20 protein-coding genes are annotated in these 21,592 nt (G+C 29.9%); 10 read left to right on the forward strand and 10 right to left on the reverse strand.

The window, feature by feature from the left end:
* Positions 1 to 3 precede the first annotated feature (3 nt).
* The 4 genes from ric to nirK are packed head-to-tail and all read right to left on the reverse strand — an operon-like array spanning position 4 to position 3,687.
* On the reverse strand, positions 4 to 726 hold the full coding sequence (gene ric / locus BTO16_RS05170) for an iron-sulfur cluster repair di-iron protein (protein WP_105020568.1): 723 nt from the start codon (positions 724 to 726) through the stop codon (positions 4 to 6).
* A 4-nt stretch (positions 727 to 730) separates the two neighbouring features.
* On the reverse strand, positions 731 to 1,438 hold the full coding sequence (locus tag BTO16_RS05175) for an SCO family protein (protein WP_105021515.1): 708 nt from the start codon (positions 1,436 to 1,438) through the stop codon (positions 731 to 733).
* A 1-nt stretch (position 1,439) separates the two neighbouring features.
* The gene (locus BTO16_RS05180; RefSeq protein WP_245891982.1) at positions 1,440 to 2,213 is read right to left on the reverse strand and encodes a formylglycine-generating enzyme family protein; all 774 of its coding nucleotides are present in this window, start codon (positions 2,211 to 2,213) and stop codon (positions 1,440 to 1,442) included.
* Between the two features lie 19 nt (positions 2,214 to 2,232).
* Positions 2,233 to 3,687 carry a copper-containing nitrite reductase gene (nirK, locus tag BTO16_RS05185; protein ID WP_105020570.1) on the reverse strand — a complete coding sequence of 485 codons (1,455 nt, stop codon included), beginning with the start codon at positions 3,685 to 3,687 and terminating at the stop codon, positions 2,233 to 2,235.
* Between the two features lie 147 nt (positions 3,688 to 3,834).
* On the opposite strand from nirK, the gene BTO16_RS05190 reads away from it, so the two are divergent.
* Both BTO16_RS05190 and BTO16_RS05195 read left to right on the forward strand, forming a co-directional pair.
* Positions 3,835 to 4,275, forward strand: coding sequence for an RrF2 family transcriptional regulator (locus BTO16_RS05190; RefSeq protein WP_105020571.1), 441 nt, complete (start codon positions 3,835 to 3,837; stop codon positions 4,273 to 4,275).
* A 5-nt stretch (positions 4,276 to 4,280) separates the two neighbouring features.
* Positions 4,281 to 5,504, forward strand: a complete 1,224-nt coding sequence (locus BTO16_RS05195) for a hypothetical protein (protein ID WP_105020572.1) — start codon at positions 4,281 to 4,283, stop codon at positions 5,502 to 5,504.
* Here the strand turns inward: BTO16_RS05195 and BTO16_RS05200 are convergent.
* On the reverse strand, positions 5,473 to 6,909 hold the full coding sequence (locus tag BTO16_RS05200; RefSeq protein ID WP_105020573.1) for a pyridoxal phosphate-dependent decarboxylase family protein: 1,437 nt from the start codon (positions 6,907 to 6,909) through the stop codon (positions 5,473 to 5,475). The genes BTO16_RS05195 and BTO16_RS05200 overlap by 32 nt on opposite strands.
* Before the next feature lie 201 nt (positions 6,910 to 7,110).
* Between BTO16_RS05200 and BTO16_RS05205 the strand changes: the two genes are divergently transcribed.
* The 8 genes from BTO16_RS05205 to BTO16_RS05240 all read left to right on the forward strand — a co-directional run bounded on the left by BTO16_RS05205 (position 7,111) and on the right by BTO16_RS05240 (position 13,357).
* Complete coding sequence (locus tag BTO16_RS05205) at positions 7,111 to 8,751, forward strand: OstA-like protein (RefSeq protein WP_245891984.1); 1,641 nt, start codon at positions 7,111 to 7,113, stop codon at positions 8,749 to 8,751.
* A 2-nt stretch (positions 8,752 to 8,753) separates the two neighbouring features.
* A complete protein-coding gene (locus BTO16_RS05210) occupies positions 8,754 to 9,932 on the forward strand; it encodes an aspartate aminotransferase family protein (RefSeq protein ID WP_105020574.1) in 1,179 nt (392 codons plus the stop codon).
* A gap of 167 nt (positions 9,933 to 10,099) precedes the next feature.
* Entirely contained in the window at positions 10,100 to 10,612 is a 513-nt protein-coding gene (locus BTO16_RS05215) for a RidA family protein (protein WP_105020575.1), read from the forward strand.
* 53 nt (positions 10,613 to 10,665) lie between these two features.
* Entirely contained in the window at positions 10,666 to 11,178 is a 513-nt protein-coding gene (locus BTO16_RS05220) for a hypothetical protein (protein ID WP_105020576.1), read from the forward strand.
* A 166-nt stretch (positions 11,179 to 11,344) separates the two neighbouring features.
* Entirely contained in the window at positions 11,345 to 11,575 is a 231-nt protein-coding gene (locus tag BTO16_RS05225; RefSeq protein WP_105020577.1) for a DUF6090 family protein, read from the forward strand.
* Between the two features lie 9 nt (positions 11,576 to 11,584).
* Positions 11,585 to 11,875: a hypothetical protein gene (locus BTO16_RS05230; RefSeq protein WP_105020578.1), complete on the forward strand. Its 291-nt coding sequence runs from the start codon at positions 11,585 to 11,587 to the stop codon at positions 11,873 to 11,875.
* Between the two features lie 120 nt (positions 11,876 to 11,995).
* Positions 11,996 to 12,406: a hypothetical protein gene (locus tag BTO16_RS05235; protein ID WP_105020579.1), complete on the forward strand. Its 411-nt coding sequence runs from the start codon at positions 11,996 to 11,998 to the stop codon at positions 12,404 to 12,406.
* Between the two features lie 177 nt (positions 12,407 to 12,583).
* Complete coding sequence (locus BTO16_RS05240) at positions 12,584 to 13,357, forward strand: LuxR C-terminal-related transcriptional regulator (RefSeq protein WP_105020580.1); 774 nt, start codon at positions 12,584 to 12,586, stop codon at positions 13,355 to 13,357.
* A 300-nt stretch (positions 13,358 to 13,657) separates the two neighbouring features.
* Here BTO16_RS05240 and guaB read toward each other — a convergent pair whose 3' ends face one another.
* From guaB to BTO16_RS05265, 5 genes are all read right to left on the reverse strand, one after another.
* Positions 13,658 to 15,133, reverse strand: coding sequence for an IMP dehydrogenase (gene guaB, locus BTO16_RS05245; protein ID WP_105020581.1), 1,476 nt, complete (start codon positions 15,131 to 15,133; stop codon positions 13,658 to 13,660).
* 66 nt (positions 15,134 to 15,199) lie between these two features.
* The gene (locus BTO16_RS05250) at positions 15,200 to 17,599 is read right to left on the reverse strand and encodes a TonB-dependent receptor family protein (RefSeq protein WP_105020582.1); all 2,400 of its coding nucleotides are present in this window, start codon (positions 17,597 to 17,599) and stop codon (positions 15,200 to 15,202) included.
* Between the two features lie 3 nt (positions 17,600 to 17,602).
* Positions 17,603 to 18,976 carry an HTTM domain-containing protein gene (locus tag BTO16_RS05255; protein ID WP_105020583.1) on the reverse strand — a complete coding sequence of 458 codons (1,374 nt, stop codon included), beginning with the start codon at positions 18,974 to 18,976 and terminating at the stop codon, positions 17,603 to 17,605.
* A 67-nt stretch (positions 18,977 to 19,043) separates the two neighbouring features.
* Positions 19,044 to 20,144: an imelysin family protein gene (locus BTO16_RS05260; RefSeq protein ID WP_105020584.1), complete on the reverse strand. Its 1,101-nt coding sequence runs from the start codon at positions 20,142 to 20,144 to the stop codon at positions 19,044 to 19,046.
* A 90-nt stretch (positions 20,145 to 20,234) separates the two neighbouring features.
* Complete coding sequence (locus BTO16_RS05265) at positions 20,235 to 21,422, reverse strand: DUF4856 domain-containing protein (RefSeq protein WP_105020585.1); 1,188 nt, start codon at positions 21,420 to 21,422, stop codon at positions 20,235 to 20,237.
* Positions 21,423 to 21,592 lie beyond the last annotated feature (170 nt).

Here is a 21,592-nt window from a genome sequence, read left to right on the forward strand (position 1 = left end):
TTGCTATTTGCTATTTTTTTGTTCTAAAGCAATTGCTTTCGGAAACAAAATATTATTTTCTAAATGTATATGCTGATGCAAGTCTTGTTCAAACTCATCTAATTTTGCATACAATGCTTTAAAGGTATTACATGCTTCTTTTGGTGGCGTATAATTATTAGCTAGTTTCTTAATTTCTTTAAGAATATCACCTGCATTTTCATGCTCTTCTTCCATCATTTTTATAGGGTTATTTATAGAACCAAAATGTGGAATAGTTGCTTTAACAGCTTCTTTGTCTGCTTTTACTAATTTTTTAATAAACGGAAATAGAATCAATTCTTCTTTTTTCATATGCGCTGCTAATTCTTGCGCAACTTCTTTAAACAACCTGTTTATTTCTAAAACTTCAGCATAATGATGCCCGTGAACTTTAGCTACTTTAGCCGCGTATTGTAGCAAGATTGCCGTATTTTCTTCTACATAAGCATGATGTATATTTACGATATGATCTGCCAGAAAATCTAGTTGCCAACTATCATAATTGTATACTTTAGAAGTAGAATTTTGGATATCTAAAAGTTCTTTTTCTATATCAGAAAAAGAAATATTGTTATTTTCACACGCTTTTTTAATGGTGATTCCGCCTCCACAGCAAAAATCTATTCCGTGTTTTTTAAATACATCCGCAGTTTTTATATTGTTTGTAACAACTTCTGCTACCGTGTTTTCTTTAGTAATATTCATAATTTTAGTTATTAACTGTTTCTATAATTTTTTTAATTGTTTCATTATTATCAACTCCTAAACCCTCTTGCTGATGCACTAATTCTCCTAAAGGATCAAAAACGCTGATAATGTTGGAGTGCGAAAAATCTAACGGCGATATTTCTTTATATTTTACCGCCAACACATTTGCAAATTCTCTAACACCAATTTCTGTTCCTTGCAAAAAAGTCCATTGATTATCATCCATATAATTTTCTATTGCAAACTTTTTTAATTTTTCTGGAGTATCTGTTTTTGGATCAATGCTTACCAAAATATAATTCACTTCATTTTTATAATCTGTAGGAATTTTAGCTTCAATATTTCTCATATCTGCGGCTAATCTTGGGCAAGCTGCTTTGCAAGTTGTGTAAATCATTACAACTACCAACGTTTTGCCTTTTAACTCTTTTAGAGTAATTATTTTACCTTCTTCTGTATTCCATTTTGAGGTTAAATTGAAAATAGATTCATCAGAAATAAAATCGATTGCAACTGTTTTAGAGGGTTTTGATTTTAGTTGTAAATCCATTTTACAAACAGGACAAACACCTTTTTCTGCATAGACCTTATCACCCTCGCATTTCATTGGGCATTGAAATTCAGTTTTATCAATTGCTTTAGAAGCTTTATTACAAGACCCAAAAAACAAGGTCGTTCCAAAAAATAGTATACATAATTTCGATTTCATTTTAGTTTGTTTTATCATCTTTTACACATCTAAATCCAAGGTTTTTCATGGTGTATTTTGCTTTTAAACTTCCTCTAATTGCATAGCGCATAAATGCGGCATAATTCATTAAATCTGTTGCGTTAATTGCGGCACTTCCGCAGAATAAGTTATTGTCTGTGTCTACATCTTTTCTAGATTCACCAGAAATTAAAACAGAGTTAAAATCGGATGTCCATTCCCAAACCAAGCCGTGTAAATCATACACATTCCAGTAATTTTTAAATGTTGAACCTATTGTCTGATTAAAAGATTTTGGTTTTTCATACCAACTTAAAATAAACGCATTATAGTTTTTTTGTATTCGGGCATCCGCCATTTTTTCATCTGCCATAGCAACATATTCCCATTCATCAACAGTTGGCAATCTTTTACCTAAACACTCGCAATAACTCTTTGCTGCAAACCAAGAAATATTTGTAATTGGTGAGTTTAATTTCTGATTTGAATTTAATAACGTATCCGACTTCCAATCACGTAAATAGCTTTCATCAACAAATAATTTTATTGCATTTGATTTTTGCCATTTTGGGTATTTCTTTACAAATGCTAAAAATTCTTTATTTGTAACTGGATACACATCCATAAAAAAATCGTTTATTGAAACTTTCATAGAATCTCTGCCGTATAAAGGAATGTATGCCTTTCCTTTAATTTTTACCATTTTAGATTGGCAATTTATGGCGGTAGCATATGCAAAAATTGTAAAAATTACCAATCTTAAAATAGTTTTCATCTTTTTTAAATTATCGTAATTAATGACTGTTTTTAACTTCTTTTACAGTGTTTACGCTCACGTTGGTTTTATTGTTTCCCCAAGAATTATACACATACGTCATTACATCTGCTACTTCAACATCTGTTAAAGTTTGTTTTGTCATTACACTATTGTATTTATTTCCGTTAACCGTAATTTCTCCTGTTTTTCCGTTTAAAACAATACCAATAGCTCTTTTTACATCGGCATTTAAATAATCTGATTTGTATAAAGGAGGAAAAGCATTTGGAATTCCTTGTCCTTTTTCTTGATGACAAGCAAAACAAGTAGTCATATAAACTTGTTTACCATCTGCAATTTTTTGTGCCAATGGTTTTTCTTGAACTAAAGCGGCAACTTCTACTTTTTTATCAACAGGCATCGTTTGAATTGTTCCTCCTTCTGGATGATAAATTCCTTCTTGTTTTACGCCCGAGTAAATATTTTTATTTTCTTTACCTATAACTTTCAACATTCCTAAAGCTCCTTTATTGAATGCTCTAAAAATTGCATGGTCTACTAAAATAAATGTTCCAGGAACTTCTACTTTAAACTCTACTATTGCAGCGCCACCAGAAGGTATTGATGTTGTTTGTACATTTGTGTTTATCATATCTCCACCTTCTATATTTACTTTATCAAAAATTTCTCCAATAACATGAAAAGAAGAAGTTAAATTAGGACCACCATTACCAACAAATAAACGTACTGTTTCGCCAACATTTGCAGTAATTGCATTATCACCCGTTAGTGCGCCTACTTTACCATTAAAAACGACATAATCGGCATCTTCTTTAATAGCTTTTGTCATATCAAAAGGTTGTAATCCTTTTTCTCCATTTTCACCTTTTGTGTAAAAATCACCTTGCATAATATAGTATTCTTTATCAACTTTTGGTAAACCGCCTTCTGGTTCTACTAAAATTAAACCATACATTCCGTTTGCAATATGCATTCCTACAGGTGCTGTTGCGCAGTGGTATACATATAAACCTGGATTTAGAGTTTTAAAAGAAAACGTTTTATTGTGACCTGGAGCTACAAAAGAAGATGTTGCACCACCACCAGAACCCGTTACTGCATGTAAATCTATATTATGTGGTAATTTATTATCTGGATGATTTGACAATGTAAATTCTACCAAATCACCTACTCTAGTTCTTATAAAACTACCAGGAACAGATCCGCCAAATGTCCAATACACATATTGCACACCATCTGTCATTGTTCCTTCTTTTTCAAGAATCTCCATATTTACGAGCAGTTTTTTTGCAGTTCTATTGCCTACAGGCGCAGGTACAAAAGGTGGTGAAGTTAATTCAGCGTCCATAGTTCCTTTAATATAAATATTTGCGGTATCTAAAATTGCTAGCTCATTACTTTCTTTGTTCTTACAATTTGTTAGCAACAGGCTAACTAAAATTAATATCCATAGTGATTTTAATAAATTCATTTTAAATTTGTTTTTAGTTAATAGTTCTCTAATAAAAGATCAAATAGTATTTTATTAAAACAAATTTATAACTGTTTTAAAATATAAAACATGACATTTGTCATATAAAAAGATAATTTTATCTTTTTATATTTGTAAAAACATATTATGTTATCAAGAGCCAGTAAATATGCTATTTCCGCTGTTTTATACCTTACAATTTCAGCCTCTGAAGAAAATAAAATTGGTTCTAAAAAAATTGCTCAAAAATTAGAAATACCTCCCGCTTTTTTGGCTAAAAATCTACAAGAATTAACGAAAAAAGGAATAATTTCATCTGTTAAAGGTCCAAATGGCGGATTTTATTTAACAAAAGAAAACGAAAAGAATACTATTTATGATATTATAGCTTGTGTAGACCATATAGATAAATTTAACCAATGTTATTTAGGCCAATTAGATTGTGATAAAGAAAACCCTTGTGTAGTGCATGATTTATATTCTCCTTTTAAAAATGCATTACTAAAAAAGCTAAAAACAAAAACAATTTTAGAAATGGCTAAAGAGTTTGCAATCAATAATAATAGTAATCAATCACCAATAGTCTAAATTAAATGTTACTAAAAATAAAAGCTCAAAGTTTTATTAGTGTTACTTATTTTTTAATAGCTGCTTTTTTAGGTGTTTTACTTCGTTTATTTCCTGTAACAAATGTAGATGCAACCTATAAATTTATTGTACATACACATTCTCATATTGCACTTTTAGGTTGGGTTTATATCGCTTTAACTAGCTTAATTTATCATTTATTTATTAATAAAAATGTAAGCAAGAAATATTCAGTTTTATTTTGGATTACACAAGTTACTATTTTAGGCATGCTTGTAAGTTTCCCAATTACAAGATATGCTTTATTTTCAATTATTTTTTCTACACTTTTTTTAATTTGTACGTATTGGTTTTATTCTTTTTTTAGAAAGCATCATCACTGTAGCAAAAAAAGCTATTCTTATCAATTTATAAATACATCTCTACTATTTTTGGTGATTTCTAGCATTGGGCCTTGGGCTTTAGGAGTTATTATGAAAACACTTGGTAACACATCTACTTTATATAAAAATGCTATCTATTTCTATTTGCACTTTCAATATAATGGCTGGTTTATTTTTTGTCTTTTAGGACTCTTTATTTTCTTGTTGGAGAAACACAAAATTTTAATTAATAAAAAAGCAATTTCTTTATTTTATAAACTCTTAGTTTTAAGTTGTTGCCTTACTTTGTTTTTATCTTTTTTATGGATAAAACCTTCAGTTATTATTTACGTAATAGCCTTTTTAGGTTCTGTATTACAATTATTTGCGTTATTTAAATTTCAACAAATACTAAATTCTATTAAACTTGATTTATCTAATAAATTAGCTCCTTTTACCTATCATTTATTACAATTTATTTATATACTTTTTGTATTTAAAATTGTTTTACAAGCATTTACTGCCATTCCACTTTTTGCTGAATTAGTATCGCAAATTATCGATTTTGTGATAGGATATTTACACCTTACTTTTTTAGGAATTGTGAGCCTAAGTTTGTTTATTTTTTTAAAAGAATTTGGTTTGTTAAATCTCTCAAAATTTTGGATAAGAATTTATCTTTTAGGATTTATTTTATCAGAAATACTTATTTTTTACAAAGGTTTTTGCAATTGGCAGCAACTCTCAATCATCAATAATTATTATGTAGTTTTAGTAACTGTAAGTGCATTAATTCCCATTGCCGTTTTAGGAATATGTATTCAGAATTTTAAAGCTATTTTTTCCACTCCTCAAGAATTTCAATAGCAAATTTATTACACTGTTCTAGCGTCTCTTTAATATGATTAATAGTCGTTTTTGGGTTTATTAAACACATTCTTATAACGATTTGGTTTTGTAAAATAGTCGTAACCAATAGGGCTTCTTTGGATGCTACTACCCTAGCAGAAATTTCTTGATTTAATTTGTCTAGTGTTTCTTCGGATAAATTTAAATCTAAAGGATTATATCTAAAATTGATAATCGCTAAAGTTGCAGGAGAAACAATTTCCCAATTCTTACTTTTTCTTAAGGTATCTTCCGTTTTTTCTGCTAAATCGATATTGTAAGAAATAGCCTCTTTAAATGTTTCTAAACCATAGGTTTTTATAGACATATAAAACTTTAAAGCTCTAAATCTTCTTGTTAATTGAATGCCATAATCATAAAAATTAATTTCGGATTCATTGCCTTCAATATCCCTTAAATACGCTGGTTTTTCGCTAAAAGTATTGCTTAACCAAGAAGCATCTTTAACCAACAAACAACCAATTTCATACGGTTGAAAAAACCATTTATGAGGGTCTACAGTCAAAGAATCTGCACGTTCAATTCCTTGTAAAATTTTGCTCCCTTTTTTGGATAAAATTGCAGCTCCACCATAAGCGCCGTCAATATGAAACCATAAGTTTTCTTTTTCACAAATGTCTGCTAAGACATCTAAAGGATCAACTGTTCCTGTATTTGTTGTCCCTGCAGATGCGATAATACAAAAAGGTTTTTTCCCTTTTAAGCGATCTTTTGCAATTTCATTTTTAAGCTTATTAATGCTAAATTTAAATTCAATATCCGTCGGAATTATTCTAATTTGTTCTTTTTTAAAGCCTAAAACTCTAATTGCTTTTATGTTTGATGAATGCGCTTGATCTGATAAATAAATAATTGCATCAGAAAAATCATCTCCGCATTTAATTCTTCTAGCGGTAACCAAAGCTGTTAAATTTGCCATAGAGCCACCGCTTGTAAAAATTCCGCCTCCTTGTGCAACTGGAAAATTAAACATTTTTAATAACCAATTTAAGGTTACAATTTCTAATTCTGCAGCCGCTGGAGAAACGATCCATCCGCCAGAAAAAATATTAAAACCGGTTGCTAAAGAATCTGCCATGGTGCTAATAAAATTACTTGGTCCTGGCACAAAAGAAAATGCTTTTGGATGACTAGAAATGTTGCTATTTGGCATTACGTTTTCCATTACAAAATCTAAAACTTTATCTGCTGGCATTCCTTTTTCTGGAGCTTCTTGTAAAAAAATAGTATCCATTTCTTTTCTAGAAGCTGTACTTACTGGTTTTTTACTTTCTATATGCTCATAATGGCTTACAATTAAATCAACAATTTTATAACCGTACGATTTCATTTCTTCTACTGATAAATCAAAAAAAGGCTTCATTATATTATTTTTTGGTAAAATTACAAGATGTAAAATACAATTTAGCTAATAAATATCATTTTATGAAAAATTGTCAATTTCATAAATTAATTATCGGTTTAAACAGCTAAAATTACTTGATATTACAAATAAAACGAACTTTCACTTTTCTTTAGTAACCAACAATATTCTTTTCGTTATTTTTGCGACAAAACAAATATCTTGAAAAGATTCTTTTTTTTAATACTCATCCTTTTTACTTCAATTTCGTTTTCGCAAGAAAAAAGGAGAATTGTCTATAAAGCTGAGATTCAGGAAGCTGATGAGGAAAAATATCCAGGCGCAAGTATACTTATTGGTAATGTAAAAATGAACCATGAAGGCATCGATTTAACTTGCCAAAAAGCATTGTACTACAAAAAAGAAAACTTCTTTAAAGCGATTGGTAACGTTTTTATAAAACAAGGAGATACCATTACCCAAACTAGTGATTATGCAGATTACGATGCTAATTCTAAACAAGCGCTATCTTGGGGAAATGTTGTTTTGAAAGATCCAACGATGACTTTAAGCACAGATACGTTACAATTTGACAGAATCAATCAAAAGTTATATTATAAAAGCTATGCAACTATTAAAGATGCTACAAATACATTAAAAAGTAAAGTTGGAAATTACTATTTAGAAAATAAAAAATTTATTGCCACTACAAGAGTAACCGTTGTAAATCCTGAGCATAATTTAGTGTCTGAACATTTAGATTATTACACCGAAACTGGTTTTACCTATTTATGGGGACCGTCGACCATAACAAATACAAAAAATAGCAATAAAATTTACTGCGAAAAAGGATTTTACGATACAAAAACAGATATTTCTCACTTTGTAAAAAACGCAAAATTATATTTAAAAGAAAGAACTGTTGAAGGCGATAGTTTGTACTATGATAAGAAAAAAGGTTTTGCTTCTGCAACAAACAATATTCAAGTAATTGATACGATTCAGAATTTTATTACCAAAGGAAATTATGCAGAAATTTTTGAGTTAAAAGATTCTCTTTTTATTATTAAAAAAGCGGTCGCGATTTCTATTGTAGAAAAGGATTCTATGTTTATTCATGGTGATACTTTATTGGTTACTGGTAAAGCAAAAAAACGTATTGTGAGAACCTACCATAATGTAAAAATATTCAAATCAGATTTGCAAGGAAAGTGCGATTCTATTCACACCAATCAAGCTACTGGTTTAACAAAAATGTATAGAAATCCGGTTATTTGGTCTGATAAAAATCAAATTACTGGTGATACTATTTATCTAAAATCGAATGTTGATACCGAAAAATTAGACTCTTTAAAAGTGTTTAATAATGCCTTTATAATTTCTAAAGATTCATTGTCTTTAGACGACTTTAATCAAATTAAAGGTAGAAATATGTTTGGCAGATTTGAAGAAAACAAGCTAAAAACGCTCCTAGTAAAAGGAAATGCAGAGTCTGTTTATTACAATAGAAACGAAGAAACTAACATTATTGAAACAATTACTAAGGAAATTTCTAGTAATATTGAGTTTACTTTTGAGAACGGAATTGTAGCGTCTATAAAATATTTAAAAGCATCCGAAGGAAAAACCTATCCACCATCGATGTTGCCAGAAGATGTAAAAAAATTAAAAGATTTTATTTGGCGAGAAAGTGAACAACCGAAAAAGATGGAAGACATTTTTATTATAGATGCTGATGAAAAGAAAGCACCTATAAAAAAAGAAGGTTCAAAAAAACCGGCAATAATGATGGAGGATGCAGCGTTCGAAAAGAAAAAGCCTAAAAAAGAAAAAGATTTGTCTGCTTCAACTAAAAAGCAATAAAAATGACATCAGATTTTTTTAAATATCAAGCACAAACTTCACCTCACCCACTTGCAATAGAAATTTCTCATGCAAAAGGAAGTTATATTTACGATGTTCACGGAAAAAAATATTTAGATTTTGTTGCTGGAGTTTCTGCAAATAGTTTAGGCCATAATCATCCAAAAGTTTCTGAAGCTATTAAAAATCAGGTTGATAAATACACACATGTCATGGTTTACGGTGAATTTATTCAAGAACCACAAGTGGATTTATGCAAATTATTAGCCTCCACATTACCAGAAAATTTAGCATCCGTATATATTACAAACTCAGGTACAGAAGCTACAGAAGGCGCTTTAAAACTAGCAAAAAGAGTAACTAACAGATCAGAAATTATTGCAGCAAAAAACTCGTATCATGGCAATACACAAGGTGCCATGAGTGTTTCTGGTGTTGAAAGACAGAATGCTGCTTTTAGACCTTTAATTCCGGGTATAAAATTTATTGCTTTTAATTGCGATTTTTGCTTGCAAAAAATAACGCACAAAACTGCCGCTGTAATTTTAGAAACGATTCAAGGAGGAGCAGGATTTATAGAACCCTTAAACGGATATTTAACAAAAGTAAAACAACGTTGCGAAGAAGTAGGTGCTTTGTTAATTTTGGATGAAATACAATCTGGAATAGGCAGAACAGGAAAGTTTTGGGGCTTTGAAAATTACAATGTCGTTCCGGATATTATTGTTGCAGGAAAAGGTTTGGGCGGCGGCATGCCAATTGGAGCTTTTATTGCGTCTTTCGAGCACATGAGTTTGTTGAAAGACAATCCTAAATTAGGCCATATTTCTACTTTTGCAGGACATCCTGTTATTGCTGCTGCCGCAACTGCAACTGTAAAAGAGATTCTAGATCAAAACTTGCTTTCAGAAAGTTTACGAAAAGAAATTATCATCAGAAAACACTTACAACATCCAGCAATAAAAGAAATTAGAGGAAAAGGATTAATGTTAATTGCGCTTGTTGAATCGCCTGAATTAGCAGCAAAAATTATTCTAAAATGTCTAGAAAAAGGATTGATTTTATTCTTCTTATTATTTGAAGGAAAAGCAATGCGGATTACGCCTCCGTTAACTATTTCTGATGAGGAATTACTACTTGGTTGTTCTATTATTATTGAAACTATTGAGGAATTGGTTTAGCTTTTTATCTCCTAAAATTATTTAACTTCACTTTTTATTACAAACTTGTATCTATAACAGAAATCATCTACTTTTATAAATAATACAAATTCAAGTATTTAAAATAATATTGATTAAGATACGGGATCGCTGAAAACCGAAAAAAGTAGGCATAAAATACATATATAATGAAAAAGCTAAAAAACTACTCTAAAAAATTAACTTTTCTAATGGTTCTTTTCTCCTTAACTTTTGTTGTTCAAAGTTGCAAACAAAATGAGAAGCAAAAAGAAGAAATTATAATCGAAAAAGAAAAACCAGAGTATTTTTCGCTTAGACCAGAAGTTGAAAAAGCCTATGGATATTCACATGCTGTGAAAATAGGAAACGATATTAAAATTTCTGGAGCTGTTAGTATGGATGATGAAGGTAACCCAACAGCAATAGGAGATTTTGCCCAACAAATGAGAAACTGTTATGCAGATTTGGATGCCATTTTAAAACACTATGGTTGTACTTTTGATGATGTTGTTGTCGAAAATATTTTTACGACCAACATGCAATTATTTCTTGAAAATGCAGAATATAGAAATTACATTTATAAAAAACAGTTTCCTACTGGTTCTTGGCTTGGAGTTAATGAATTGGCATTACCAAGTTTTATGATAGAAATTGAACTTGAAGTTTATAAACCCGAGTAATTATAAAATTACTTTGATAAAAACAGTTCTCAAAGATTTCAAAACCAATAGATATGAATAAAATAATACATTTATCAATTAGCTTAATTTTTGTTTGTAATTCAATTTTCGCACAAACTACCGAAGAGAAATACGCAGAAAATGTTAAATCAATAGATTCAATAATAAATGCATATTATGATGTTGTTTCAGGTTCAAGTAACGAACCTTGGGAGTTTGAAAGAGATAATTTTATTCACTCAAAAAATGCCTTCATTACAAGATTTGATGAAAATGGAAAAGCAGAAACTCATTCATTGGAAGCGGAATATATACCCGTGGGATTATCTCCAAAAGAAGATTTTTATGAAAAAGAACTAAAAAGGCTAGTTAGTAAGTATGGAAATATTGCGCAAGTATGGAGTGCTTTTGAAATACGAACTGACCCAAAAACTGAATCCAATATTAGAGGACTAAATAGCATACAACTACATTTTGAGAATGGAAGATGGTGGATAGATAGTTGGACTTGTGAAATGGAATCTGATAAAAACACCGTAGTTGCTGATTTTTTGAATAAGGAATAAAAAACTTTATCTAATCCGTATCTAAAAAATTAGTGTATTTAACTAAACCAAAAGTTAGTTGCTCTTTTACCTACTTCTAAATTTCTCTAGTAAATTCCTCGTTCAGAAAACCGTAACTTTCTGCAACAAAAAAATATTTTAGTAAATTATAACAAACCGCTAACCAATGATAAAATTCTTTCAAAAAATACGCCGAAGACTATTGAAAGAAAGCAAATTTAATAGATATTTTATTTACGCAATTGGTGAAATAATACTCGTCGTTATTGGTGTTTTAATTGCTCTGCAAGTTAATAATTGGAATGAAAATAAGCTTCAACATAAAAAAACGGAAGTTATTTTTAATCAAATAATAAACGAGTTAGTTGTTGATGTAAAGATTATTCAGGATGTTTAAAAGTTTTATTTGCATAAAGACTCTATTATTGAGGAGTACAGTCAAACCGATTTTAAAAACTTGAAATCACAGGATGAAAACAAAATTGACGATTTTAATTTGGCTGAGATGATTAGAACCAACGTACCTTTTACGATAAATGATAGAGGTTTTAATCTATTAATAAATCAAACAAATGAACTTAATAATAAATACAAAAATCATATCGAAAAATTGTTCTTTTTATATCAAAATGTTCGGGTTGATATTGATCATTATAATAAAAATTTAGAAAATCTACTCGTAGAGCATAGGATGTAAAAAATAAAAAATTATGACTGGTATTCTCAAGATATAAAAACTAAGAGAAAAAAACCAGAAGAATTTGACTATTACAAATACAACCCAACCTATCGCAATTTTGTTGTTTATTATAATCAAATGATTCGAAATGTAATAATTCCGTCGCGTTTGTTTGAGGATTATGCAATTAAATTTTGCAGTAAAATAAATTCAGAATTTAATTTAAACAGAGATATCGATAAAGAGTTTTCAATTACAAATCCTAGTTCAAAAATCTTAAAAAGCGTTGTAGGTACTTATGTAAATAAAAAAAATGACACCCTATTCTTTGAGGAAAGAGGTAATCAATTATATGAAAGTACTTATGATAAAAAGAATTTTCAATATAATTCTCAGCGCCGTTTTATTGATGGTAATTTAAGATATTTAAATGACAATCTTTTTTATAGAAACCGTGTGGAAAATATAAAATTAAATGCTGATGGAAGTGTTTCTTTAATAAATATTTTCTATAATAAACCTATAAGTTTAAGACGAATTTCGAAATGATAAAATTCAATGTTAATACATGAAAAAATTAAGTAGATTATTACAGATTTAGTAATCTTTATTATAAAAACCTTAACTAACTGTTAAACAGCGTTTAGTAATATTAAAATGATTTTAAAGTCTTAAATATGTTGTTCTTCTAAATTTAAATTTTATTTTGTGTCAGATATTAAAAAGATGAAAAAAAACAACCTCGACCTCTTTGCTGAAATATTTGAAACTCATAAAGAGTTTAGTGGAACTGTAATTGAAACTCATATTGAAAAATTAAAAGAACTAGATGCATACTTACCAAGAATGCAATCTTTTTTTATCATAACAAATACAAGTACTAAAACATATCCTTTTGTTAGTAAAAATTTCGAATACACACTTGGTTTAGATATAGAGAAAATGGCAACACTTGGCGCGCCGTATTGGTTTTCTCATTTTCATCCTGATGATTTACCTATTTGGATGCGTGTTTTAGAAGATTTGATGCTTTTTACAATGACCGAAATTCCTACAATCGATAGACCTAAATTGTGTTATTCTTGGAATTTTAGAATAAAAAATAGTAAAGGAGAATACCTAAATACGTTTGAGCATTTAACACCTATTATTTTTGACGAAACTGGCAAACCCATTATTGGTATTGCTCATTTAAGTATTGTTGGTGGCGGAGAGCAACGACCAATTATAGCATCTGTTAAGAAACTGAATGAAGAAAACGAATATGAGACTCTTTTTTATAAAAACTATTCTCAAAAATTATTATCTGTTGCTTTAACAAATAGAGAAAAAGATGTGGTTCGCTTATTGGCTTTAAATAATACAAGTGCAGAAATTGCCGAAAAACTTTTTATAAGTCCACATACCGTAAATGTGCATCGAAAGAATATTTTAAGTAAATTAAACTTTGACTCGACGATTCAATTAGTGCAATATTGTTTAGTAAATCAGTTATTTTAAAATTAAAGTTCTTTCTGATTTTAAAAAATAGGTTTGCTAAGTTTTATATAAAGTTTAAATTGAAAGATAAAATTATTCCCTTAAACTTTAGCAAGAGATACAGAAGTTAAGCTCTCAATTATTAGTTTAGCAATAGCATATAAATATAGATTATCGATAATAGTAATCACGAAGTCTTTGTCTGTAGTTTATTTATTCGCCTTAAGACTTAGGCTTCGAAACTTATTTTTACAAATCCTAAAACCATAAAAAAACCAAGCAAAATTTGCTTGGTTTTATATTTTTATAAAAAGTCTAGACTTACCTCCTACTATAATTTGGTGACTCTTTTGTAATTACTACATCATGAGGATGACTTTCATTAATTCCGCTTGCGGTAATTCTAATAAATTTACCTGTTTCTTTTAGCGTTTCAATATCTTTTGCTCCGCAATATCCCATTCCTGCTCGTAAACCGCCAATAAATTGATGAATGCTTTCAAACAATTCACCTTTATAAGGCACACGACCTACAATTCCTTCCGGAACTAGTTTTTTAATATCATCTTCTACATCTTGAAAATAACGATCTTTTGAGCCTTGCTTCATCGCTTCAATAGAGCCCATTCCTCTATAGGATTTAAATTTTCTACCTTCGTAAATAATAGTTTCACCAGGAGATTCTTTAGTACCTGCCAATAACGAACCTAACATTACTGTATCTGCACCTGCAGCAATTGCTTTTGGAATATCACCTGTGTAACGAATTCCACCATCCGCAATTACAGGAACTCCACTACCTTTAATTGCTTCGGCAACTTCTAAAACTGCAGAAAACTGAGGAAATCCAACACCTGCAACAATTCTAGTGGTACAAATAGAGCCAGGGCCAATACCTACTTTTATAGCATCCGCACCTGCGGCAACTAAAAATTGTGCGGCTTCTGGAGTAGCAATATTCCCAACAACAACGTCTAAATTTGGGAATTTAGCTTTAATTGCCATTAAAACGTTTACAACTCCTTCTGTATGACCGTGAGCTGTATCTATTACTACGGCGTCTACACCAGCATTTACTAAAGCTTCTGTTCTTTCCACAGCATCACTAGTAACACCTAAAGCGGCTGCCACTCTTAATCTACCAAAAGAATCTTTGTTTGCAATTGGCTTTTGAGTTACTTTAGTTATATCTCTAAAAGTGATTAATCCTTTTAATTTATAATCTTTATCAACAATTAAAAGTTTTTCTATTTTATAATTCTGAAGAATTTTTTCTGCATCTGATAAAGATGTTCCAACTGCAGCAGTTACCAAGTTTTCACTGGTCATTACCTCAACAATAGGTCTATTACCGTCATGTTCAAAACGCAAATCTCTGTTGGTAACGATTCCTTTTAAAATTCCGTCTTTATCCACAATTGGAATTCCACCAATTCCGTGTTCTTTCATGTTTTGTTTAGCATCAGAAACAACTGCAGTTAAGGGCAACGTTACTGGGTCTAGAATCATTCCGCTTTCTGCACGTTTTACTTTTCTAACTTCTTGAGCTTGTTGCTCTATAGACATGTTTTTATGTAAAACTCCTATTCCGCCTTCTCTAGCCATGGCAATTGCCAAAGCAGATTCGGTAACCGTATCCATCGCTGCAGATACAATAGGAACGTTTATAGTTATATTTCTAGTAAATTTTGTTTGAATATTTACTTCTCTTGGAAGTACTTTAGAAAAGGCTGGTACGAGTAAGACATCGTCGTATGTTAAGCCTTCTCCTAAAATTTTGTTGTTATGTGCTATCATGTTGCAATTAAGGTATAATTGCCAGCGAATTTACGATTTATTATTGAATTTATAGAGAATTCAACGCTAGAATTTAAGTTCTAAACCTATATAATAATTTCTCGGTGCAGACGGGATAATTCCTGGACCAGGATATCCTGTTGCTCTTCGAGTAAAATAAGAATTGTCTAATACATTATTTACACCTGCTTCTAATTTAGCAAATTTATATTTATAGGATGTTGAAAAATCTAAAATACCATAGGAAGGAATTTCTCCCGTTACGCCGCTAAGACTTCCTCCTTTTGCATTTGTAGCATCCGAAAACTGACTTGACAAATACGAATATTGTAGGCTTGATAAAAAGTTTTTGTAGCCAAAACGAATGCCTGTTTTTATATTTACATTCGGTATAAATTCTACCTCATTGCCAACCACCCCACTTTTTTCTGATTTTGTATATTCTGATGTAATAAAAGACAAATTAATGAAATAATTAAAAACATAATTTGAATTCATGTTTAAGATTTTTTTTACATTAAAATCGATTAAACTTTCGATTCCTAAAATTCTTGCATCACCAATATTATCTCTCTCTGCTTTGCCGTCTGCTCTGGTATAAATATTTATTCTGTCGTTGTAAAAAACCCCAAAAACATTGGCATCATAAGAAAAATAATTTTTAAAGTTTCCTCTAAAACCAGCGTCGATAGTAAATCCATTTTCATCGGTTATATCTTGTGAAATTTCGAAAGCCGGGTTTGCTGTGCTAATATCAGAAAAAGTTACAGAACGATAATTCTGGGAAATATTTCCATAAAATTCTAACGAGTTGTTGAACTTATAACTTGTACCAATTCCTAAAAGTATAAAATTTCTTTCGTTGCTTTCTTCTTCATCTCGCAAGTTGTCATTAATTACGTTACCAGCAGCATCGGTAACAATATCTTTTATAATTTCGTCTCTTTTAGTATTGATATATTCTACTCTAAAACCAGGAGTGATTGAAAGTTTTTCATTGATATAAAAAATATTTTCTCCAAATAAAGAAAGATTTAAATTAGGGAATTTACTATTCGATTGTCTTGGATAATTAGGATATTCATCTAATCTCATTTCAAAATCTGCTGCTGAACCATTAGAACCTGGACCTTGCATATTTGTGTTATTTGCCTTGTAAAACTTTGAACCAATTAAAAAAGTAGCTTTTTTATCGAATATTGTATACGAGCTTAACAATCTAGATTCAAACCCAAAATTTTTGAAAGTTCCTTTTATTAAATCTCTTTCAGAACCAGGATCTGCTTGATTTACTCTATTCGTTCTAAAACCAAGAGCATCTCTAGACGCATCCAATCCAAAGAAATTAAAAGAAAAATTAGTTTTATCAGAGAATTTATGCTCCCATTTTAAGTTGTACAAAAACCATTTTACTTGAAACCAATTTCGCTTTCTATTGCTTTGATATGGGTTTTCATTAAACATTGCATCTGTTAATCCGCCAGCTTGCTGCGCTAAATAATCTAAACCTGTTAATTCTAAAGAAAGTTTACTTTTTTCATTCAATTGGTATTCTAAATGTAGAAAAGCATTTTTAGATTCAAAATTAGAATTTGGTCTAAACCCTTCTCCCTTTTTATAATTTACAAAGGTATAATAACTCCAGTTTCCTTGCGTGTCGCTTAAACTTGTAAAATTGGTAAACAAACCAAAACTACCCGCAGTATTTCTAAAAACTATTTCTTGTTCCTTGGTTGGTTTTTTAGTAACAAAATTCACCAAACCACCAAACTGAGTTCCATATTGAAGTGATGCTGCACCTCTAATTACCTGAATTTCTTCGAGACTTTCTGAAGCTGGTGTATAATAACTTTCTGGATATCCTAAAACATCTGCACTAATATCATATCCGTTTTGACGCGTATTAAAATTAGCCGTTCTATTTGGGTCTAAACCTCTACCGCCAATATTTAATTGCAAACCTGCATCATCATTTTGATAAATATTTAAACCCGCAATTTGATTAAAAATTTGACGTGCGTTGTTAGTTGCTAAATTTGCCGTAGATTGATTTACTAAAATAACTTCTGTCTTTTTACCCGCAAAAATCGAGGTACCTTCTACATCTTGTAATCTCTTGAGTTCAAAAACTCTTTCTTTTCTTGCTTTAATTTGTATTTCTGATAAATTTTGAGAAAAAATTTCTAAAATTACATTTAAGTTTTCATAATTTTTTAATTGGATAAATACGTTTTTAAGTCGATATTCTTCTGCATAAAAAATTAATGGAACTTCCTTTTTATCCGTCGAAAAACTAAACTTACCTAAAACATCTGTTTGTGCTAACAAACCGCCCGTTTCATTATAAATTTGAACTTTATGAATAGGTTGATTGTCTTTTGAAACTACTACGCCAGCTATTTTATATTGACTATAAATACTAGATTGAATAAAGATTAAAAAAAATGTTAGTCTTTTAAATTTCATTATTTATATTCCTTTAATTTTTATTTTTGATTGAAAAGGTAGAACCCATTTTTTATGTTTAAAAGATGCTTTTTGTTGATATAAATCTACTTTTTTATCAATAAATTCGGTGCTTAATCTGCCGTTCAAAGCTACATAACTCTCTGCAAAAACGCCCACATTTTTATGTCCTTGTTTTGTAAAATGATCTCCTAAAAAATGTGCATATTCCAAAATAAAATCAGGTTGATAACTCATTTGTTTTTCTTGAAAAGAAGTTAAAAAATCGGTATTATGAACGCTAAAGTATTTACCAGATTCCAAATCAACAATTTTAAAATTAGTACTTCCTGCTTTTTCCATTAACATTACGCGCCACGAAAAACGATAGCCTTCCTCTGTCCAAAACAACTCTCCAGGATACATTAAATAACGCCAAGGCAACAAGATTTGAATTGCAAAAAATACACCAAATACTGCTAGAACTAAGTTTCTTTTAACCTTAGAGAAATGAAAATCAGTAACTATTAAAACAGTTTTTTTAGATTTTAGAATGTATTTCTTAATGAAGTTTATAATTTTATCATGAAGGCTGGCATCAAAGAAAATAAGCGCAGAAACGATCATTATATAAGGAAACATACCTATCGGGAACAATACTCTTGTAAATACATGGAAAAAGATTACGAATAAAAAAGCCACAAAACGGGTTCTCTTATTCAGCAATAAAAACGGAATTGCCAAATCATATAACATGCCAGACCAACTCATGGCAAAATGAAACCAGTTTTGTTGCATGAGGTTTTCGCCAATAAAAGGAAGATCATATTTTGAGGGCAACCAAATTTTTAAAGGCATCGCTCTAAACAACCAATCTGAATTTAGTTTCGCTAAACCTGCATAAAAATAGATAATTACTAACAATAATTTTATGCTATCTATTGTCCATCTTGGAATTTGCTGGTATTGCTTTTTTCTGATAACTGCATCCAAAGAAAAATAAGCATTTGCAGGTAAAAATAACATCAAAAAACTAACAATACTTATAAAGTAGTAGTGATTTAAATATGTGGTTTTGTCCATTAATTCTATGTATAAAAATGATAGAAAAAAGGTACAAATTGCGATTCTATATTTATAACCAATTGCCACAAAAAGTGCCGATAAACCACAAATAATAAACAATAAATACGTGTAATTCCCAATTGGTTGTATCCAACTAAAACCGAAATAAGAAAAATGAAAACTTGGCGCTAAGTAGAGTTTTTCTATCCATCCATTAGTCCAAAAACGGATAATACTTGCAAATAGCATCAGCCCAAAAAACAAACGAAATATTGCTAAAGGAGCAGCACTTGTTTGTTCTTTAAAATTATATTTTATTTTATTTACTAACATAAAAAAACCTAGTTTTTATTGATTTCTCCATAGAAACCAGGTATTTGTTTAATTTATATTCTTTGTATTAATCTCCATCAGCATCAACATAATCGACACTTACATTAAAAGTTTGCAACATATCAACTTTTAACAATACAACTGCTTTTTGTAATTCGTCGTAAGACTTTGTCATTGCTGTATTATCCAAATTAATTTGTATTGAAAAACTATTATTTAATTTATTAATTTCTGCTTCTGCAGCTTCAAATTGACTAGAAATACTTGTTGCAATGTCAGCTCTATTTAATTTTATTAAATAGGCTTTAAAACTTACACCAGTAGTTGCAGTAGCATAATATTTACCTTCAAATAAATTTTTTACAGCAGTTAAAGCTTGTAATGACAATTCTTTAGAAATATCATTTTTATAAAATCCCTCTACTTTTTCTGGCAAAGGGTTTGATGAAAAAATTCCTGCAGGAATACCAAACTTACCCGCTCTTACTCGTTTTTCAAAATAAAAAATATAATCATTGATCAATTCATTAACAGAACCCGTTAACGTGTTAGAGGTATTGTTAACAAATGTATTTCTTTGTGCTTTAAAATCTTTAGTAACACTTGCTGTAAGTGTGTTCATTTGATTTAAAACAGCTGTAATATATTTTTTATAATTCTCTTTATTCGCTGCTGAAGTATATTTTTCTAAAATAGTAGCATCTGTATCTGCAACGCCATACAGTAAATAGTCTAATGCAGGAAAACCTTGTGCATCTTGGTTATTTACGCTATTTAAATCATAGCTTCCGTTTGCAATATTATCTTCTACATCTTTGACCGTTAAAGGATAAATATTCATGTAAAATGAAAACTGAATTTCTTCTGCTTTACCAATATTAAACACCTCTATTTGTTGCCATGTTTTATAGGCAACAAACCAAGATGCTCTTAAAGTGTTTAAATTAGTTTGATTAGGAGTTGTTGTAAAAATTTCTCCAGCGGTTTTTAAAGCGCTCATTTTATTACTAAAATCCTCATAAGCGGGAATAATTATGTTATCTGCAATATTTACCAATAGTGCACTTCTATCAAAATTATCTGTTGCAATTGTTGCTGTTTCTTCGGATGAAGAACAAGCCGAAATTATAACTATGGATACAAAAAGGAGTAAAAATCTTCTAAACATATTATTTCTATTTATTCTTAAAAAAGGTTACAAAAATAGCAAAAAGCAATTATTTTAAATTACTTTTTGCAAATTAATTAAAGTGTTTTATTAGCTACCTGCTTGTGCAACTGTAAACTTAAACTTCGCAGTAATCGTGTTTGCCATTTCATCTAAAGTAGTTGAAGAAACATCCCAAAAACCGTTTCCTGTCATTAAAGTATTGATAAAACCATCTACTTCTGTTTTGGTGAAATAAGGAGCGTTAGAGTTTGGTTTTCTTGTGAATTGTAAACTGTAAATAAATCCAAAACCTTCGGATAAATCATGAAAAGCACCACCTTTATCTGTTTGTAAATTATTTTTACCTTGTTGTAAATAATATACTGCTCTAATAGCAACGATCTCAGAAATTTTTTCTCTTAATATTTCTGCTTGCGCATCTCTTGTGATGTAATCTTTTGCTACAATTGCAGCTCTTCCTAATTTAAATGCATTGTAAATTTCTTTCGAAATTTCTACAAAATCTAAATCTGCCTCTACTCTTGCTAAATATTTATTTAAAAAATTATCCATGTTTAAAACAGGAGCTGCAGCATCTACCTCATTGCCATATAGATAACCAAAAGCTTCATCCCATTTATGTTCCATAGCTGTATAGTTTTTACCACTTTCTAAAACATTTCCGTCATTATCTGCAATATTTGTTGCTTCATCTAAAACGGATGTACTTAAGTAATTATTTAGTATTTGATCTACCATTAAACCACCTATTAAACCTTTTACAATTGCTTGATTGTATTCTAAGCCTTTTGCATTTACATATCTTATTGCACCACCACCAGCTTCTTGAATTTGACCAGCATTTCCTGCAGAAGCTACGTCATTCCATTTAGGAAAAACTTCATTTACTTGAGCCGAAATCCAAAAATCAAAATCTGCTTTTATTGCAGCTGCATCTGTAGAGTTTGAAGAAAAGAAATCTGTGGATGCCGCAACTTTACTTCTAATGTTTTTTGATGACATGTTTAAAGCTGCATTCTCAAAATTATTTTCTCCAGCAGTATGATCAAATTTACCATTTAGAGAAGCCAATGTTTCAGTGGATGATTTTGATAAAGATTTCGCAAACTCATCGCCCATTTTAATTCTTGTTGTTTGGCCGTCAAAACTTACAGAAGAAGTTCCGTTTCTTTCAAAATTATAAGTTGCAGGAGCTATTGTGTTAATTTCTTCAGTAGTGTTATTACAAGACATTAATAACGTTACAATTGATAAGGATAATAATACTTTTTTCATTTTATTTAGATTAATTAAAAATAGTGTTTTGTTTTTTGTGCAAATATAATACTCAAAACTAATTTTACAAAGCTTATTTAGAATAAATAAAAATAATAAACACAATTAATTATTAATCAGTGTATTAATCTATATATATATGATAAATATTGAATATCTGTGGCATAATT

The sequence above is a fragment of the Polaribacter glomeratus genome (genome assembly GCF_002954665.1).
GTDB classification, from domain to species: Bacteria; Bacteroidota; Bacteroidia; order Flavobacteriales; family Flavobacteriaceae; genus Polaribacter; species Polaribacter glomeratus.

Bases quoted from the DNA above. Each gene is read 5' to 3' on its own strand.
- BTO16_RS05190 (WP_105020571.1), top strand. From the start codon at position 3,835: ATGTTATCAAGAGCCAGTAAATATGCTATTTCCGCTGTTTTATACCTT.
- BTO16_RS05255 (WP_105020583.1), bottom strand. From the start codon at position 18,976: ATGTTAGTAAATAAAATAAAATATAATTTTAAAGAACAAACAAGTGCT.
- nirK (WP_105020570.1), bottom strand. From the start codon at position 3,687: ATGAATTTATTAAAATCACTATGGATATTAATTTTAGTTAGCCTGTTG.
- BTO16_RS05265 (WP_105020585.1), bottom strand. From the start codon at position 21,422: ATGAAAAAAGTATTATTATCCTTATCAATTGTAACGTTATTAATGTCT.
- BTO16_RS05175 (WP_105021515.1), bottom strand. From the start codon at position 1,438: ATGAAATCGAAATTATGTATACTATTTTTTGGAACGACCTTGTTTTTT.
- BTO16_RS05180 (WP_245891982.1), bottom strand. From the start codon at position 2,213: ATGAAAACTATTTTAAGATTGGTAATTTTTACAATTTTTGCATATGCT.
- BTO16_RS05210 (WP_105020574.1), top strand. From the start codon at position 8,754: ATGACATCAGATTTTTTTAAATATCAAGCACAAACTTCACCTCACCCA.
- ric (WP_105020568.1), bottom strand. From the start codon at position 726: ATGAATATTACTAAAGAAAACACGGTAGCAGAAGTTGTTACAAACAAT.
- BTO16_RS05200 (WP_105020573.1), bottom strand. From the start codon at position 6,909: ATGAAGCCTTTTTTTGATTTATCAGTAGAAGAAATGAAATCGTACGGT.
- BTO16_RS05220 (WP_105020576.1), top strand. From the start codon at position 10,666: ATGAATAAAATAATACATTTATCAATTAGCTTAATTTTTGTTTGTAAT.
- BTO16_RS05250 (WP_105020582.1), bottom strand. From the start codon at position 17,599: ATGAAATTTAAAAGACTAACATTTTTTTTAATCTTTATTCAATCTAGT.
- BTO16_RS05215 (WP_105020575.1), top strand. From the start codon at position 10,100: ATGAAAAAGCTAAAAAACTACTCTAAAAAATTAACTTTTCTAATGGTT.
- BTO16_RS05225 (WP_105020577.1), top strand. From the start codon at position 11,345: ATGATAAAATTCTTTCAAAAAATACGCCGAAGACTATTGAAAGAAAGC.
- BTO16_RS05195 (WP_105020572.1), top strand. From the start codon at position 4,281: ATGTTACTAAAAATAAAAGCTCAAAGTTTTATTAGTGTTACTTATTTT.
- BTO16_RS05235 (WP_105020579.1), top strand. From the start codon at position 11,996: ATGATTCGAAATGTAATAATTCCGTCGCGTTTGTTTGAGGATTATGCA.
- guaB (WP_105020581.1), bottom strand. From the start codon at position 15,133: ATGATAGCACATAACAACAAAATTTTAGGAGAAGGCTTAACATACGAC.
- BTO16_RS05240 (WP_105020580.1), top strand. From the start codon at position 12,584: ATGAAAAAAAACAACCTCGACCTCTTTGCTGAAATATTTGAAACTCAT.
- BTO16_RS05260 (WP_105020584.1), bottom strand. From the start codon at position 20,144: ATGTTTAGAAGATTTTTACTCCTTTTTGTATCCATAGTTATAATTTCG.